Consider the following 15,749-nt stretch of genomic DNA (forward strand, 5'->3'; position numbering starts at 1 on the left):
ACCCGCCCGCACGGGCAGCCCCGGCCGCATCCGCTGGCCGTGGCGGCGCGGCTGGTCGTGCTCGCCCTCGTCGCGGTGCTCACGCTGATCACCACGCGCGAGGTGGAGCAGCTGCGGTGGATCGGGCTGCTGGCGGTGGCGGGGATACCGGCCGTCCTGGCGCCGCGCCACGCGGTGCTCGGCCCGCTCGGCCGCTTCGCCGAGGTGATCATCGTGGGGCTGGCGGCCGGCAAGGTCGCGGCCGAGGCGCAGATCCAGGGGACGCTCGGCTCCGGGCTGGGCGCGGAGGCGATGCTGCCGTACCTGGCGGTCCCGCTCACCGTCGCCACCCTGTACCGCCGCACCCGCGAGGCGCTCGCGCTGCTCGGGGTCGCCGCGGTCACGCTGACCTTCGGCGGCGCGGTCACCGAGGTCAGCGACGAGCGGCTGATCACCGACGGCGGCTACCTGCTGGCCTGCGCGCAGTGGCTCATCCTCGCCGCGGTCGGCATCACCGCCGCCGGCACCCTCCAGCGGGTGCTCCAGGCGCGCGGCGAGGGCAACCGCCCCCCACAGCCGTACGCCGAGGCCACCCGCCTGCTCACCCAGCTGCGCAGCGTCGCCCGCCAGCTGCCCGGGGCCACGCTCGACCCGGGCGGCATCGCCGAGCACCTGCTCGACGAGCTGCGCACGATCACCCGGACGGAACGAGCGGCGGTGCTGACCGCGAGCGGCGGCGGCCGCCTGGTCGTACTGGCGCAGACCGGCGCCGACCGGGTCGACTGGGAGACCACGCTCGACGCCGACTCGGCGATCGCCGACGCGTGGGCGAGCCAGCAGCCGCAGACCGCCCACCGGTCGCAGGCGCGTTCACACCGCAAGGGTGATGTCTCGGCCCTCGTGGTCCCTCTTGTGGCCGGAGTCCGCACTGTCGGATTAGTGACTCTCGAGGCTGATGTCACCAACGCGTACCCCTCGTCGGTCGTGGGGCGGGTGACCGCGGTGACCGGGCCGGCCGCGCTGCGGTTGGAGGCCGCCCTGCTCTTCGACGAGGTCCGCTCCCTCGCCACGAACGAGGAGCGGCAGCGCCTCGCCCGTGAGATCCACGACGGCGTGGCGCAGGAGCTGGTGATGGTCGGGTACGGCATCGACAACGCCCTCGCGCTCCTGCCGGAGGAGGCGAAGGAGAGCGGCGAGGAGCTCCGTACCCTCCGCGGCGAGGTCACCCGCGTCATCACTGAGCTGCGGCTTAGCCTCTTCGAGCTGCGCAGCGAGGTCGACCGGCACGGTGGCCTGGCGGCCGCAATCTCCGAGTACGCCCGGCAGGTCGGCGCCTCCGCCGGGCTCCGCGTCCACTACACCCTCGACGAGTCCACCGCCCGGCTGCCGGCCGCCACCGAGGCCGAGCTCCTGCGCATCGCCCAGGAGGCGATCACCAACGCGCGCAAGCACGCCGGCGCGTCGAATCTCTGGGTCACGTGCGCCGTCGATCCTCCGTATGCGCAAATTGAAGTGTCGGATGACGGTCAGGGCATCGCTGACCAGCGGCCGGACGGGAGGTACGGTCTTGCGATCATGGCCGAGAGGGCGGAACGTATCCGTGGCCGGCTAGAGATCAGGCCACGTCATCCGAGCGGCACAACTGTCGCTGTCGTGCTGGGAAGCTCGCCCCGGCGCGATAGCGTGCGCGATAGCGTGAATGCACCAGAAGGGGAGTAAGCCCAGCATGACCACCAGCCCCACACCACCGACCACCCGCACCAAGGTCCTCCTCGTCGATGACCACGACCTGATCCGCAAGGGTCTTCGGCACGCGTTCGAGCGGGACCGCCAGTTCGAGGTCGTGGGTGAGGCGGCCACGGCTGCCGAGGGGGTCCGCCAGGCCGGCGCGTTGCAGCCCGATGTCGTGATCATGGACCTGCGCCTGCCGGACGGCAGCGGCCTCGAGGCCACCCGCGCGCTGCGCAAGTCCTCCTCGACCATGGGCATCGTCGTCCTGACCATGTACGCGGGAGACGACCAGCTCTTCGGCGCCCTGGAGGCGGGTGCCAGCGCGTTCGTGCCGAAGACCGCCCCGGCCGACGAGGTGGTGGCGGCCGCCCGGCACGCGGCCTCCTCCCCCAGCGCGTTCACCGCGGCCGACCTGGCCGAGGCGATGAAGCGCCGGCTCGCCCCGTCCGGCCCGCAGCTGTCGCCGCGCGAGGGCCAGGTGCTCCGCCTGCTCGCCGACGGCATGAGCGTGGCCGGCATCGCCAAGCAGCTGTTCGTCAGCGAGTCGACGGCCAAGACCCACATCTCGAAGCTGTACGAGAAGCTCGGCGCCGCCAACCGCGCCCAGGCCCTGATGACCGCGCTGCGCCTGGGCCTGCTCGAGGCCCCGGACGCACCGAAGTTCTAGGCCCCCTCTGTGATCGAAGCTCACTTCAAGTCGTTAGAACGACTTGAAGTGAGCTTCGATCACGCGCGCCCCACCGGCACCCGCGCTGCCATCGGCCGCCCGGTCAGGCGGCGAAACGCCAGGAAGGCCTCGCAGCCCAGGCAGAGGCCGAAGGCCGCGTTGAGGAAGGCCGCGACCAGCGCGAACCCGGCCATCACCAGCCCGAGCGCGGGCACGCCGGAGAGGTATCCGACGCCGGCCACGAGCGTGAACCCGAAGCCGAGCACCTGCGCGAAGCGCACCGGCGCGGCCGGTTCCAACTCAGCCGGGCGGCCCAGCCGGGGCGCGACCAGCGCGCGGTAGAGCAGCCCGTACGGGCCGCGGCGGGGATCGACGGCGGTGATGGCGAAGACCGCCGCCTGCGCGAGGGCGAGCCACCCTGAGCCGGTGATCAGGACGGCGACGACGACGATGGCGGTGAGCGCCGCGGCGAAGCGCGGGCCGCGGGGGTCGAGCAGCATGAGGAGCCTCCGGGGGTACGACGGGACGGACTGGAAAGCGGGTGCCAGTCAGCCCGTACAGAGGCTCGCCGCGAGCCGGCCGTGGTCGACGGCGCGGCGGCGGGTGAGCAGGAAGCGCTTGGTCATGCCACCGGCTCCAGCGGTCATCGCACCGGCTCCAGCAGTGCGGCGACCGCGGCGATGACCTGGCCCTTGGCCGGCACGCCGGAGGCCCGCTGGACCACCCGCCCGCTCCGGTCGACGATCAGCACCGTCGGCGTACGCCAGATGCCCAGCTCGCGGACCGCATCCAGGTGGCTCTCGGCGTCGACCTCCACGTGCCGCACCCCGTCGACGGTCTGGGCCACGTCGGCGCAGACCCGCCGGACGGCCCGGCACGGCGCGCAGAACGCGGAGGAGAACTGCAACAGCGTGGCCGGCGTGCCCTCCTCGACCCCGAGCGTGGTCAGCACCGCCGGCATCGGGGCGGTCTCCGGGGCGGCGCGCAGTCGGCCGTCGCGGCGGCGTCGCCACAGCCCGAAGGCGGTCGCGGCGGCCAGCGCCACCACGGCCACGACGAGCCCGCTCCAGGCCGTACGGTCCACGCTCCCCACGGTGACACGTCACCGTCAGGATGACCATGGCGTCCCGCCGGCTGGGCGAACCTCACACAGCGCCATTCGGGCGTAGTCTGCCGGTACGGGCGGGGTACAGCGGGCGGTCTGGAAGACGGCACACTCTACGGGCACAATGGCGGCGACCACCCAAGCCCGCCTTTTGGCCCCCGGACAGGACAGAGGGGACGGTATGCGACGTCCGGACTGGGCATCAGCGACGATCGAGATCGATCGGCCCAGCACAGCCCGCATGTACGACTACTTCCTCGGTGGGTCGCACAACTTCGCCGTCGACCGTGAAGCCGCCCAGGCGATGATCGCCGCCGTACCCGAGACGCCGCTGATCGCCCAGGCCAACCGCGCGTTCCTGCGGCGGACCGTGCGCTTCCTGGCGGAGGCGGGCGTCCGGCAGTTCCTCGACATCGGCTCCGGCATCCCCACCGTGGGCAACGTGCACGAGATCGCCCAGGCGGCGGCGCCCGAGTCCACCGTGGTCTACGTCGACGTCGACCCCCTCGCGGTCGGGCACAGCCGGGAGATCCTCGACGGCAACGAGCGGGCGGTCGCCGTCCAGGCGGACATCCGCGACCCGGACCGCATCATCGACCACCCCGAAGTGCGCAAGCTGATCGACTTCGGGCAGCCGGTGGCGCTCATGATCGTGGCGGTCCTGCACTTCGTCCGCGACGAGGACCGGCCCGCCGAGATCGTCGCCCGCCTCCGCTCCGCGCTCGCCCCCGGCAGCTACCTCGTGCTCTCCCAGGCCTGCGGCGAGGGGCGCACCTCCACCGAGTGGGCCGAGGCCTACGCGATCTACCAGCGCACCGACCACCCCCTGCACAACCGGGGACGCGCCGAGATCACCCGCCTCTTCGACGGGTTCACGCTGGTCGAGCCGGGCGTGGTGTGGGTACCGGAGTGGCGGCCGGACAGCCCGCACGCGGTCGAGGAGGCCGAGCGGTCCATCTACATCGGCGGCGTAGGTCGGCTCGGGTGAGCCACGAGCGCGGCGGGCAGCGCCCGGGCCTCGCGGTCTTCGCGCGGGCCTGGGCCAAGGCGGTGACCGGCACCAGCTACCTGCCGGTGACCCCGGCCCAGTTGGAGGGGTTCCTGGAGGGGCTGACGGTCCGCCTCGTCGAGGCGCTCTACGCCGAGCCGTTCAGCCTCCGCCGCGGGTACCAGATCGGCGCCGACCTGGTCGCCGCCCACATCGCCTCGGCCGAGGGCCTCGGCCGCACCATCGAGGTCATCGAGCTTCGCCTCCTGCGCGACCTCGGCCTCTCCCCGACCGCCCCTTCCGCCGATCCTGGTTCCGGAGACGACCTGCGCGACCGGATGGCGCGGCTGCTCGGCAGCGTCGCGATCGGGTACGCCCGGGCGCTGCGCGACCGCACGCTCGACGAGCAGGAGTCGATCCGCCGGGCCGCGATGGTCGCCCGCGAGCAGGCCGAGCAGGCGCTGCGCGAGAGCGAGTCCCGCTTCCGCCACCAGGCCACCCACGACCCCCTCACCGACCTGCCCAACCGGGCGCTCTTCACCGAGCGGCTGGCCGCCGCCTTCGACCGCGACGGCGGTTCGTCCCGCCGGCTCGGCGTCTGCTTCGTCGACCTCGACGGCTTCAAGATGGTCAACGACACGCTCGGCCACCACGCCGGCGACCTGCTGCTGACCTCGGTCGCCGCCAAGCTGCGCCGCGGGGTCGGCGAGCACCTGGTGGCCCGGCTGGGCGGCGACGAGTTCGTCATCCTGGTCGAAGACACCACCTGCACCGACGACGTGCTCAAGGTGGCCGACGCCGCGCTGGCCGCGATCAACGAGCCGACCGTCGTGGACGGGCAGGAGCTGCGCGTCTCGGCCAGCATCGGGATCGTCGAGCGCCCGGTCGCCGGCACCACGCCGAGCGAGGTGATGCGGGCCGCCGACATCACGCTGCACTGGGCCAAGACCTCGGGCAAGGGGCGGTGGGCGCTGTTCGACCCGGAGCGCAACGAGCGCGAGCTGACCCGGTACGCGCTGTCGTCCGCGATGCCCGCCGCGCTGGAGCGGGGCGAGTTCTGCCTCGACTACCAGCCGCTGGTCTCGCTCGCCGACGGGCGGCTGCTCGGCGTGGAGGCGCTGGTGCGGTGGCGGCACCCGCAGCTCGGCGTGCTGCGGCCGGACAAGTTCATCGGGCTGGCCGAGGAGACCGGGCTGATCGTCCGCCTGGGCGGCTGGGTGCTCGCCGAGGCCTGCCGGCAGGCCCGCCGCTGGGTCGACCTGAGCCCGAAGGCACCGTTCGTGAGCGTCAACCTGGCCGTCCGCCAGGTGCGCGGCCAGGGGCTGGTCAAGGAGGTCACCGGCCTGCTGCGCGAGCACGGCCTCCCGCCCGACCGGCTCCAGCTGGAGATCACCGAGAGCGCCATGATGAACAACGCCGACGAGTCCGTCGACAGCCTCCGCTCCCTGGCCGACCTGGGCGTGCGGATCGCGATCGACGACTTCGGCACCGGCTACTCCAACCTGTCGTACCTGCGGACGCTCCCGGTCTGCGAGCTGAAGGTGGCCGGCTCCTTCGTCGAGGGCCTGCGCGCCCCCGCCGCCGAGCCGGCCAGCATCACCGACGAACGCATCCTGGCGACGCTGGTGTCGCTGGCCCACACGCTCAAGCTGACGGTGACGGCCGAAAACGTGGAGACGGCGACCCAGGCGGACCGGCTGCGCGCCATCGGCTGCGACGCCGCCCAGGGCTGGCACTTCGGCGCCCCGATGCCCCCGTCCCACGTAGACGCCCTGCTGTAGCCGATCTTTCAAGACAAAGATCCGAGCTACCGCGACGTCCGCGGTAGCCCGGAACTTCATCTTGGGCCAGTGGCCGCGCCGTGACCAGCAGCGGCGCGCCCGGACGCCCGGGCCTCTGGATGCCTTTCGAGGTCAGGGTTCGGCGGGCCCCGCCGGTGAGCTTTGATCACTCTGACGTCGAAAGGTCCTGCCGGAGTAGCTCGGCCATCCTCGCGGCCTGGGTCTCCCACCGCCACTCGCGCTCGACCCAGGCGCGGCCGGCGGTGCCCAGGCGACGGGCGAGGTCGCGGTCGGTGAGCAGGGTGGCGACGCGGTCGGCGACGGCGCCGGTGTCTCGGCCGCTCACGACGTAGCCGGTCGCGCCCTCGCGGACCGCGTCCGGCGCACCGCCCGAGTCGCCGGCGACCACCGGGAGGCCGGACGCGGAGGCCTCCAGGTAGACGATGCCGAGGCCCTCCACGTCGAGACCGCGGTTGCGGGTGCGGCAGGGCATCGCGAAGACGTCGCCGGCCGCGTAGTGGGCGGGCAGCTCCTCCGCCGGCACCGAGCCGGTGAAGACGACGCCGTCCATGCCGGCGGCGAGCCTTTCCAATGTGGACCGGTGCGGGCCGCCGCCGACCACCAGCAGGGCCGCGTCGGGGACCCGGCGGCGGATCGCGGGCAGCGCGCGGACCAGCGTGTCCTGGCCCTTGCGCGGGACCAGCCGGGAGACGCAGACGACGACCGGGCGGTCGCCCAGGCCGTGGCGGCGGCGGATGTCGGTGCCGTCGACCTCCGGGTGGTACGCGTCGACGTCCACGCCGGGCGCGAGGCGGCGCAGGTCGGTGAGGCCGTGCAGCGCCCTGTCGAGCCGGACCCGGGTGTACTCCCCCAGGTAGGTGACCACGTCGGCGCCGCGGGCGATGCGGCGCAGCAGGCCACGCGCGCCGGGCAGCGCGGCCCAGCCGATCTCGTGGCCGTGGGTCTGCGCCACCGCGCGCTCGATGCCGGTGCGCCGCCGCAGCCCGGGGGCGAGCAGGCCGAGCGGTGCCGCCGCGCCGAACCAGACGGTGTCGCAGCCGTACGCCCGGGCGATCTCGGCCGAGCGCCGGGCGGCCCGGCGGGTGGGCAGCAGCATGCCGGTCGCCTCGCGCACCACCTCGAACGGCTGCTCGGCGTCGAACTTCGCCGCGCCCTTCCAGGTGGAGGCGTAGACCACGAGCGAGCCGGGCGGCTGCCGGACGGCGAGGCCGTGCACGAACGACTGGATGCCGCCCGGGCGGGGCGGGAAGTCGTTGGTGACCAGGAGCGTGGTCATCGCTCGCCGCGCGCGAACGCCCGCGCCGCCGCCATCCGCTCCACGGTGGACGGATGGGAGGCGGAGTAGAGGTACTCCCAGCGGGGCGGGTCGGGGTCGCCGAGGTTGACCGTGGAGAGGCGGCGCTGCATCGACTCGAACGTGCCCGGATCGCCGGTCAGCTCCAGCGCGTGCGCGTCGGCCCGGGCCTCGACGCGGCGGGAGACGAGGCTCTGCGCGGGCGCGGCCACGATGCCGGCGAGGCTCACCACCGCGACCATCAGCGCGAGCGCGCGTGGCTCCCCCATCGACTCGACGCCGGCCGCGCGGAGCAGCCATCCCCAGCCGCCGAGCAGGTAGAGCGCCACGACCGCGGCGGCGGCACCGAGGGCGCCGAGCAGGGTGCCGGTGAGGACGTCGCGGTCCTTGGCGTGCCCGAGCTCGTGCGCCACCACGCTCGCCACCTCCTGCGGCGGCGCCTCGCGCAGGAGCGTGTCGTACACGACGATGCGGCGGGTGGGGCCGAGGCCCGACACGTACGCGTTGACCGCGCGGGTGCGCCGCGACGCGTCGGCCACCAGCACGTCCTTGACCGGCACGCCGTCGCGCTGGGCCAGGCTGATCAGCTCGGTGCGCAGCGGCCCCGGCTCCATCGGCGTGAACTTGTTGAAGACCGGCTCCACCAGTACCGGAAGGACGAACGACAGCAGCACGACGAGCGCGGCCGCCCCCGCCGCGCCGAACGCCCACCACCAGCGCGGCGCCAGCCGCGTGACCGTGTAGAAGCCGAGCAGGGCGATGGCGGCGATGACCGCGCTCACCGCGTACGACTTCAGGACGTCGACGGTCCAGCCGGCCCAGGTCTGGGTGGAGAGGCCGTAGCGCACCATGATCGTGTGGCGCCAGGCGGCGAGCGGGAGCGTGACGACCTCGGCGACGAGCACGATCGCGAGGCCGCCGAGCACCGCGCGGGCCACCCAGTGGTCGCCGAAGGGGCGCCCCACCAGCTCGACCAGGCGGCTGCCCAGCGGGCTGAGCCCCAGGGCGAGCGCCACCGCCAGCCCGAGCGCCATCGCCCCGTACGACCCCGGGCGCAGCGCCGCGTGGAACTCGCGCCCCCGGCGCACCTGCTCCTGCGGCAGGTCGCGGAGGGCGTCGAGCTGGTCGGCGCGGGGTGCCGGCGGGCGGTGCCAGGGCACCAGCAGCACGGCCGCCACGAGCAGCGCCACGGCGAGGCCGCCGAGAGCGACGGCCGCCCAGAGCCTAGGGGTCATGGACGCCGATCGTAACGGTTACGCCACGTGGCGGCGCCGGCGTCTCGCGGCTGTCGCCGCGGGCGGGTCACGCCACGTGCCGGCGCCGGCGTCCGCCGGGCATGAGCCGCAGCCGGGGGCGGGCCGGCTCGGAGATGACCTCCACCTCGAAGCCGGCGCGGGCGAACGTCTCGATCGCGCGGCGCTCGTCACCGGTGAGGTCGGCGCGCTCCGCCGGAGTGTCGAGCAGGGCGCTCAACATGCACCCGCCACACGCGGCTCCGCGGACCGCGCAGGTGTCGCAGTCGATGAGCATGGTCCCTCCTCAGGGTGGGCCGTCTGGCACCGTCCGTGACATCGACGCTATGGGAGGGGTACGACAAAAAGCGCCGGAGCGGATCCGGCGGGTGATGGGCTGTGATCGAAGCTCCCGCCAAGTCGTTCTAGCGACTTGGCGGGAGCTTCGATCACAGCGGTGGGGTGCACTCCGAAGGCTCGCTAGACGCGGGAGAGCCTGCGCAGCAGGGAGTCGGCGCCGAGCGGGTACGCACCGTGGCGGCGCACCCCGTCGGCGACCTCGCGGTCGGAGGAGACGACCACGACGGGGCGTCCCGTGGGCTCGGCGCGGACCAGCCGGCGGATCAGCTCGTCGGCCGTCTCGCCCTTGCGGGAGAAGAGCACCCGTACGTTGCGCGGGGCGGGTGGCAGCCCGTGCACCCGTTCGGCGCCGTCGAAGACCACCGTCACCTCGTCGCCGGTCTGCGCGGCGATGCCGCCGAGGCCGGTGATCAGCCGTTTGCGCTGCTGCTCCAGCGACATCTCGCCGAAGCCGCGCTTGGTCACGTTGTAGCCGTCCACGACCAGGTGGGCCCGGGGCAGCGCGAGCAGCTGGTCGAGGCGGGCGGGGTCGTCGGCGTCCAGCGCGCGGGTGCTGGAGACCTCGTCGGGCCGGACGGCGAACGAGTCGGCCACGAAGTCGGCGGGGCGCCGGTCGGCCGGGTCGAGGGCCAGCTCGCGGCGGAGCCCGACGGCCGCCTGCCCGATCGTCTCCAGCAGCAGCCACAGCCGGGCGTCGTCGACGGCCCGCGCCTCCTTCGCGCTGGTGCGGGCGTTGCCGGCGACGGCTTCGGCCTCGGCGAGCTTGGCCCGCACCCGGCGCAGCTCCGAGTCGTGGTCGGCGGTGGCGCGGGTGGCCCGGCCCCGCTCGGTGGCGAGCATCTCGGTGGCCTTGCGCTCGCGCGCCTGCGTCTCCCGCAGCGCGCGGGTGGCCTGCCGCGCCTCCTCGCGAAGCTGCCCCAGCTCCTCGCGGACCCGGGCGAGCTCGTCGCGGAGCTTTTCCGCCTCGACCTTGGCGACAGCGCGGTCGTGCTCGGCGCGGGCGGCCCGGTGCTCGGCGTCGCGGAGCAGCTCGGCGACGGCGGCGCTGTCGGCCTCGGCGCGGACCGCCTCACCGGCGGCGGCGACCAGGTCGCGCCAGCCGTCCGGGCGGGCCAGGTAGGCCAGCGCGGCGACCTCGACCGGGTCGGCGGCGGCCGGGCAGATGCCGTCGAGCACGGCGGCGCCCAGGTCACCGGCCTCGTCGAGGACCCGGCTGGTGATCCGCTGGCGGAAGAGGGGGTCGCCGGCGAGCTGGGTGGCGATCATCGGGCCGCCATGGCGGGCGCGGCGGTTGGGCGCGAACTTCGCCACCCGCCGCAACGCCGCCGGCAGCTCGTCGTTGGGGAGCGTGGGCAGGGCGGCCGCGGTGAGGGCGATCACCCGCTGGCGGACCGGCTCGGGCAGCACCGGCTCCGGCTCGTCGGGCGGCGCACCCGCTTCCGAGGGGACGTTTAGGGGCATATCACCCGAGACAGGCTCCGACCCCCCATGGGCCGCGCCATCAGCGGGGCGGCCGTCGGGCGGAACCGGTACGGACATCCCACAAGTCTCCCACCACCAGCGCCGTCCCCGCCCAGTCGCGCAGACGATCTTTTCCGGGGACCGGGGATGTCGTACCTGTGTTCTAGCGTGCCGCGCGTGACGAATGTGGACTACGTCCAGGGGACGCTCGACACCCTTTTCGACGATCCCGCCGCCCTCTCGCTGCGGGAGACCACCTTCGTCGTCGTCGACCTGGAGACCACCGGCGGGGCACCGGACGGCGGCGGCATCACCGAGATCGGCGCGGTCAAGGTGTGCGGCGGCGAGGAGCTGGGCGTGCTCGCCACGCTTGTCGACCCGGGCGTGCCGATCCCGCCGTTCATCACCGTGCTGACCGGCATCACCCAGGCGATGACCTACGAGGCACCGCCGATCGAGCGGGTGCTGCCGAGCTTCCTGGAGTTCATCCGGGGTGCGGTGCTGGTCGCCCACAACGCGTCGTACGACGTGGGTTTCCTCAAGGCCGCCTGCGCCAAGCACGGCTACCGGTGGCCCAACCCCAAGGTGCTCGACACGGTCGCGCTGGCCCGGCGGGCGATGACCCGCGACGAGGTGCCCAACCACCGCCTCGGCACGCTCGCCGCCCACTTCCACACCGTCCGCCAGCCGACCCACCGGGCGCTCGACGACGCGCAGGCCACGGTGGAGGTGCTGCACGCGCTGATCGGCCGGTTGGGCAGTTTTCGGGTGCACACGCTCGGCGACGCGATCGAGTTCGCCAAGGCGGTCACTCCCACCCAGCGGCGCAAGCGCCACCTGGCCGACGGGCTGCCACACGTTCCGGGGGTCTACATCTTCCGCGCCGCCGACGGCCGCCCCCTCTACGTCGGCACCTCCGGCGACATCGCGACCCGGGTGCGCAGCTACTTCACGGCGGGTGAGAAGCGGGCCCGGATCTCCGAGATGCTGGCCGCCGCCGAGACGGTGGAGCCGGTGGAGTGCGCCCACTCGCTGGAGGCGGAGGTGCGCGAGCTGCGCCTGATCGCCGCGCACGCCCCGCCGTACAACCGCCGCTCCAAGTACCCGGAGCGGGTCGTCTGGCTCAAGCTCACGGCGGAGGCGTACCCCCGGCTCTCCCTGGTCCGCGCGGTGGGCGAGCCGGAGGCGGCGTATCTGGGGCCGTTCAGCTCGCGCCGCTCGGCCGAGCTCGCCGCCGCCGGGGTGCACGACGCGGTGCCGCTGCGGCAGTGCACGCTGCGCCTCTCCACCCGCAGCACGACGCCCGCCTGCGCGCTGGCCGAGCTGGGCCGGTGCCCGGCGCCGTGCGAGCACCGGATCTCCGCGCAGGAGTACCTGGAGCGGGCCGCCACCCCGTTCCGCGACGCGATCACCGGCGACCCCGCACCGCTGGTCGACCCCCTGCTGGCGCGCATCCGCAAACTTTCCGACGCACGCCGCTACGAGGAGGCGGCGGTGGTCCGCACCCGCATGGCGGCGCTGCTCCGGGCGGCCGTGCGCATGCAGCGGCTGTCCGGGCTGACCGGCATCGCCGAGCTGGTGGCCGCCCGCCGCCACCAGGCCACCGGCGGCTGGGAGCTGGCGATCGTGCGGCACGGGCGGCTGGCCGCGGCCGGGGTGTCGCCGCCGCGGGTGCACCCACGGTCCACGATCGACATGCTCCGGATCACCGCGGAGACGGTCCTCGGCCCCACCGCGTCCACTGAGGAGAGCGAGCGGATCCTGTCCTGGCTGGAGCGGCCGGACACCCGCCTGGTGCAGATGTCCGCCGGTTGGGCGTCACCCATCCGAGGGGCAGCACGCTTCCGCGATCTGCTCATCCGGGCGGAAAGGGCAGCTTCCGGTAAAGACTCGACCGAAAGCTCATGACTAAGTAACCATTCGTATGACCGAGACTCACTTAGGCTGTTAGGCAAGTGCATTCCTGGCGGCCAACGCCCGTTTTACGGCGTGAACGTGTGAGGGAGGTGTCTCGGTGGACGTCGACGCCGGCCACGGCGCCGCAATCGGACGCGCCCTGCCGACACAGACATCCGACCTCCCCCTCACGACTCGGTTGCGTTCCTACCTGTCCTGGAGCTCGTCCTCCGACGACGATCCGGTGACGGTGCTGACCCGGACCCATCGCACCATCCATCCGTACGCGGACGCCACCGTCCTGCGCCGCGGCTACGCGATCGCGGAGAGCATGCACCGCGGGCAGTACCGCAAGAGCGGCGAGCCCTACATCACCCACCCGCTGGCCGTCGCGCAGATCTGCGCCGAGCTGGGCATGGACACGACCACGCTGGTCGCCGCGCTGCTGCACGACACGGTCGAAGACACGACGTACACGTTGCAGGCGCTCGACGGCGACTTCGGTCCCGAGGTGGCCCACCTGGTCGACGGCGTGACCAAGTTCGACAAGGCGTTCTACGGCAAGGCGGCCGAGGCCGAGACGATCCGCAAGATGATCGTCGCGGCCGGCAAGGACGTCCGGGTCCTGATCATCAAGCTCGCCGACCGCGTGCACAACATGCGCACCCTCGACGCCCGCTCCCCCGCCTCCCGCGCCCGCATCGCCCGGGCCACGCAGGAGGTGCTGGTGCCGCTCTGCGACCGGCTCGGCATCCAGGCGCTCAAGCGCGAGCTCGACGACATCGTGCTGATGCACCTCCACCCGGACGAGTTCGAGCGGATCGACGACCACGTGCGCAGCCGCCCCGACTGGTCCGACTACCTCGACACCGTCGTCGCCGCCGCCCGCCTCGCGCTCAAGCGGGGCAAGGTGACCGCCGCCGTCGCCCCCCGCCCCCGCCACTACTACTCGATCTGGAAAGACACCGTGGCCGGCGGCCACGGCATCCCGTTCGACCTGCCCCGCATCGCGGTCGTGGTCGATGGGCCGGAGGGTGACTGCTACGCCGCGCTCGGCGCGATCCACGGGCAGTGGCGACCGGTGCCCGGCCGGTTCAAGGACTTCATCGCCTCCCCGAAGAACAACCTCTACCGCTCGCTGCACACCACGGTCATCGGCCCCGGCGAGCGCACGGTCGAGGTGCTGATCCGCACCGAGGCGATGCACCGCGCCGCGGAGTACGGGGTAGCCGCCAACTACCGCTTCAAGCGCCCCGCCGACCGCAGCGAGTCGGTCCGCCTGGACGAGCTGTCCTGGCTGCGCCGGGTGCTCGACTGGGAGCAGGATGCCGCCGACGCGGCCCAGTTCCTCCAGTCGCTGCGGTGCGACCTGGCCGAGGCGCAGATCCTGGTCTTCGCCGAGGGGCGCCAGGTGCTGCTCCCGGCCGGCGCCACCCCGGTCGACCTGGCCTACGAGCTCTCCGCCGAGACCGGCGACCACTGCCTCGCCGCCAAGATCAACGGTCGCCTCGCCCCGCTCGCCTCCGAGCTGCAGGACGGCGACGTGGTCGAGGTCTTCACCGAGGCGGCGCACGGGCCGCAGCGCGAGTGGCTCGACTTCGTCAAGTCGCCGCACGCGCAGATGCAGATCAACCGGTGGTTCGCCGACCACCAGGAGCCCGGCATCAGCATCAGCGACAAGGTGCGGCTCGGCCGGGCCACGATCGGGCTGGCGCTGCGCAAGCACAACCGCGGCCTGGCCAGCGAGATGCCGCTGCGCACGCTCGCCGACGACCTCGGCTACCCCGACCTCGAGACGATGCTGGTCGCGGTGGTCGACCGCACGATCTCCCCCGACGACGTGGTCGACCAGCTGATCGCCCTCGTCGACCGGCGCGAGTAGATACACCGATAGCCTGGGCACGTGAATCCGCTGCGCGCCGTCACCTACCGGGTCTTCTACCGCCTGCCCGTCGGCCTGCGCCGGTGGCTCGTGCGGCGCGCCGTCCCCAAGTACATCGTGGGCGCGGTCTGCCTGGTCCGCGACTCCGAGTCCGGCGACGAGCGGCTGCTGCTGCTCCGCCAGCCACCCGGCCGCGGCTGGAGCCTGCCGGCCGGCCTGCTCCAGCGCCAGGAGGCGCCGATCGTGGGCGCCGCCCGCGAGCTGGCCGAGGAGTCCGGCATCCGGCTGCGCCCGCAGGACCTGCGCCCGGCCGTGCCCAACGCGGTCGTACACGCCCGGGGCTGGGTCGACGTCGTCTTCGAGGTGTCCGTGCCGGCCTCCACCACCACGCTCACCGTCGACGGCGCCGAGGTCTACGAGGCCGCCTGGCACCGCCTCGACGACCTGCCAAAGCTCACCCGCGCGACCGCCAAGCTCCTCGCGTACTACGGGATCGGCCCGCTCGCCGACCAGCCCGGCCCCTGGGCCGCACTCGAACGATGAGCGATCTCTGCGCGGTGATCCTGGCCGCGGGTGAGGGCCGGCGGCTGCGGCCGCTCACCGCCCGCGTGCCCAAGGCGCTCTGCCCGGTCGGCAACGTGCCGCTGCTCGACCACGCGCTCGCCCGCGTGGCGCGGCTCGGCTTCGCCGACCCGGCGACCGTCGCGGTCAACGCCAGCTACCTCGGTGAGCAGGTGGTCGCCCATGCCGGAGGGCGGGCGCACGTCTCCCCAGAAGACCACCCACTGGGTACGAGTGGTGGGGTGGGCAGGCTCCGGAGCTGGATCGACGGCCGGGGCGCGCTCGTGGGCAACGCCGACGCCTACCTCGCCGGCCCCGGGGCGGATCCCGTGGCGCTGCTGGACGGCTGGGACGGCGAGACGGTGCGCCTGCTCGGGCAGCCCGCACCCGGCGAGCCGTACGGCTTCTCCGGCCACCGCTTCGCCGGCTTCTCGCTGCTCCCCTGGCGGTACCTGCGCGACCTCACGCCCGAGCCGGCCGAGCTCGTACGCACCGTGTGGCGGCCGGCCGAGGCCGAGGGGGCGCTGGAGGTGGTGACGTTCACCGGCACGTTCCTGGACACCGGCACGCCCCCCGACTACCTGGCGGCCAACCTGCACGCCGCCGGTGGTGGCAGCCTGGTCGCCCCGGACGCGCGGGTGACCGGCCCGGTCGAGCGGGCGGTGGTCGGCGCCGGCGCGGTCGTGGAGGGTGCGCTGACCAGGGCCGTGGTCTGGCCGGGCGGGCACGTCGCCGCGGGCGAGCACCTGGTCGACGCGATCCGGGTCGGCGCGGACCTGACCGTGCCGTAG

14 protein-coding genes are annotated in these 15,749 nt (G+C 73.7%); 8 read left to right on the forward strand and 6 right to left on the reverse strand.

Annotation, left to right across the window (positions count from 1 at the left end; genetic code table 11):
- The first annotated feature begins 51 nt into the window (after positions 1-51).
- Both RB614_RS15025 and RB614_RS15030 read left to right on the forward strand, forming a co-directional pair.
- The gene (locus RB614_RS15025; protein WP_308713165.1) at positions 52-1,698 is read left to right on the forward strand and encodes a sensor histidine kinase; all 1,647 of its coding nucleotides are present in this window, start codon (positions 52-54) and stop codon (positions 1,696-1,698) included.
- Positions 1,699-1,705: 7 nt separating this feature from the next.
- Positions 1,706-2,377 carry a response regulator transcription factor gene (locus tag RB614_RS15030; RefSeq protein ID WP_308713101.1) on the forward strand — a complete coding sequence of 224 codons (672 nt, stop codon included), beginning with the start codon at positions 1,706-1,708 and terminating at the stop codon, positions 2,375-2,377.
- A gap of 59 nt (positions 2,378-2,436) precedes the next feature.
- Here the strand turns inward: RB614_RS15030 and RB614_RS15035 are convergent, their stop codons facing one another.
- Complete coding sequence (locus RB614_RS15035; protein ID WP_308713102.1) at positions 2,437-2,877, reverse strand: DUF4395 domain-containing protein; 441 nt, start codon at positions 2,875-2,877, stop codon at positions 2,437-2,439.
- 143 nt (positions 2,878-3,020) lie between these two features.
- Complete coding sequence (locus RB614_RS15040) at positions 3,021-3,461, reverse strand: thioredoxin family protein (RefSeq protein ID WP_308713103.1); 441 nt, start codon at positions 3,459-3,461, stop codon at positions 3,021-3,023.
- A 202-nt stretch (positions 3,462-3,663) separates the two neighbouring features.
- Here RB614_RS15040 and RB614_RS15045 point away from each other — a divergent pair, with 202 nt between their 5' ends.
- Together RB614_RS15045 and RB614_RS15050 are read left to right on the forward strand one after the other, a co-directional pair.
- Positions 3,664-4,470, forward strand: a complete 807-nt coding sequence (locus RB614_RS15045; RefSeq protein ID WP_308713104.1) for an SAM-dependent methyltransferase — start codon at positions 3,664-3,666, stop codon at positions 4,468-4,470.
- Complete coding sequence (locus RB614_RS15050) at positions 4,467-6,251, forward strand: putative bifunctional diguanylate cyclase/phosphodiesterase (RefSeq protein WP_308713105.1); 1,785 nt, start codon at positions 4,467-4,469, stop codon at positions 6,249-6,251. Before RB614_RS15045 ends, RB614_RS15050 begins: the two co-directional genes overlap by 4 nt.
- A gap of 166 nt (positions 6,252-6,417) precedes the next feature.
- Here the strand turns inward: RB614_RS15050 and RB614_RS15055 are convergent, their stop codons facing one another.
- The 4 genes from RB614_RS15055 to RB614_RS15070 all read right to left on the reverse strand — a co-directional run bounded on the left by RB614_RS15055 (position 6,418) and on the right by RB614_RS15070 (position 10,619).
- Positions 6,418-7,548: a glycosyltransferase family 4 protein gene (locus RB614_RS15055; protein WP_308713106.1), complete on the reverse strand. Its 1,131-nt coding sequence runs from the start codon at positions 7,546-7,548 to the stop codon at positions 6,418-6,420.
- Complete coding sequence (locus RB614_RS15060; RefSeq protein ID WP_308713107.1) at positions 7,545-8,801, reverse strand: M48 family metallopeptidase; 1,257 nt, start codon at positions 8,799-8,801, stop codon at positions 7,545-7,547. The genes RB614_RS15055 and RB614_RS15060 overlap by 4 nt, the downstream gene beginning before the upstream one ends.
- A 67-nt stretch (positions 8,802-8,868) precedes the next feature.
- Positions 8,869-9,096, reverse strand: a complete 228-nt coding sequence (locus RB614_RS15065; protein WP_308713108.1) for a hypothetical protein — start codon at positions 9,094-9,096, stop codon at positions 8,869-8,871.
- Between the two features lie 182 nt (positions 9,097-9,278).
- Positions 9,279-10,619, reverse strand: coding sequence for an NYN domain-containing protein (locus RB614_RS15070; RefSeq protein WP_308713109.1), 1,341 nt, complete (start codon positions 10,617-10,619; stop codon positions 9,279-9,281).
- Positions 10,620-10,766: 147 nt separating this feature from the next.
- Here RB614_RS15070 and RB614_RS15075 point away from each other — a divergent pair, with 147 nt between their 5' ends.
- The 4 genes from RB614_RS15075 (at position 10,767) to RB614_RS15090 (ending at position 15,749) form a co-directional block, all read left to right on the forward strand.
- On the forward strand, positions 10,767-12,527 hold the full coding sequence (locus RB614_RS15075; protein WP_428983006.1) for a DEDD exonuclease domain-containing protein: 1,761 nt from the start codon (positions 10,767-10,769) through the stop codon (positions 12,525-12,527).
- A gap of 106 nt (positions 12,528-12,633) precedes the next feature.
- Complete coding sequence (locus tag RB614_RS15080) at positions 12,634-14,397, forward strand: RelA/SpoT family protein (RefSeq protein ID WP_308713111.1); 1,764 nt, start codon at positions 12,634-12,636, stop codon at positions 14,395-14,397.
- 21 nt (positions 14,398-14,418) lie between these two features.
- On the forward strand, positions 14,419-14,940 hold the full coding sequence (locus RB614_RS15085; RefSeq protein WP_308713112.1) for an NUDIX domain-containing protein: 522 nt from the start codon (positions 14,419-14,421) through the stop codon (positions 14,938-14,940).
- Positions 14,937-15,749, forward strand: a complete 813-nt coding sequence (locus RB614_RS15090; protein ID WP_308713113.1) for a nucleotidyltransferase family protein — start codon at positions 14,937-14,939, stop codon at positions 15,747-15,749. The genes RB614_RS15085 and RB614_RS15090 overlap by 4 nt, the downstream gene beginning before the upstream one ends.

It is taken from the genome of Phytohabitans maris (assembly GCF_031085175.1).
Taxonomy (GTDB): domain Bacteria; phylum Actinomycetota; class Actinomycetes; order Mycobacteriales; family Micromonosporaceae; genus Phytohabitans; species Phytohabitans maris.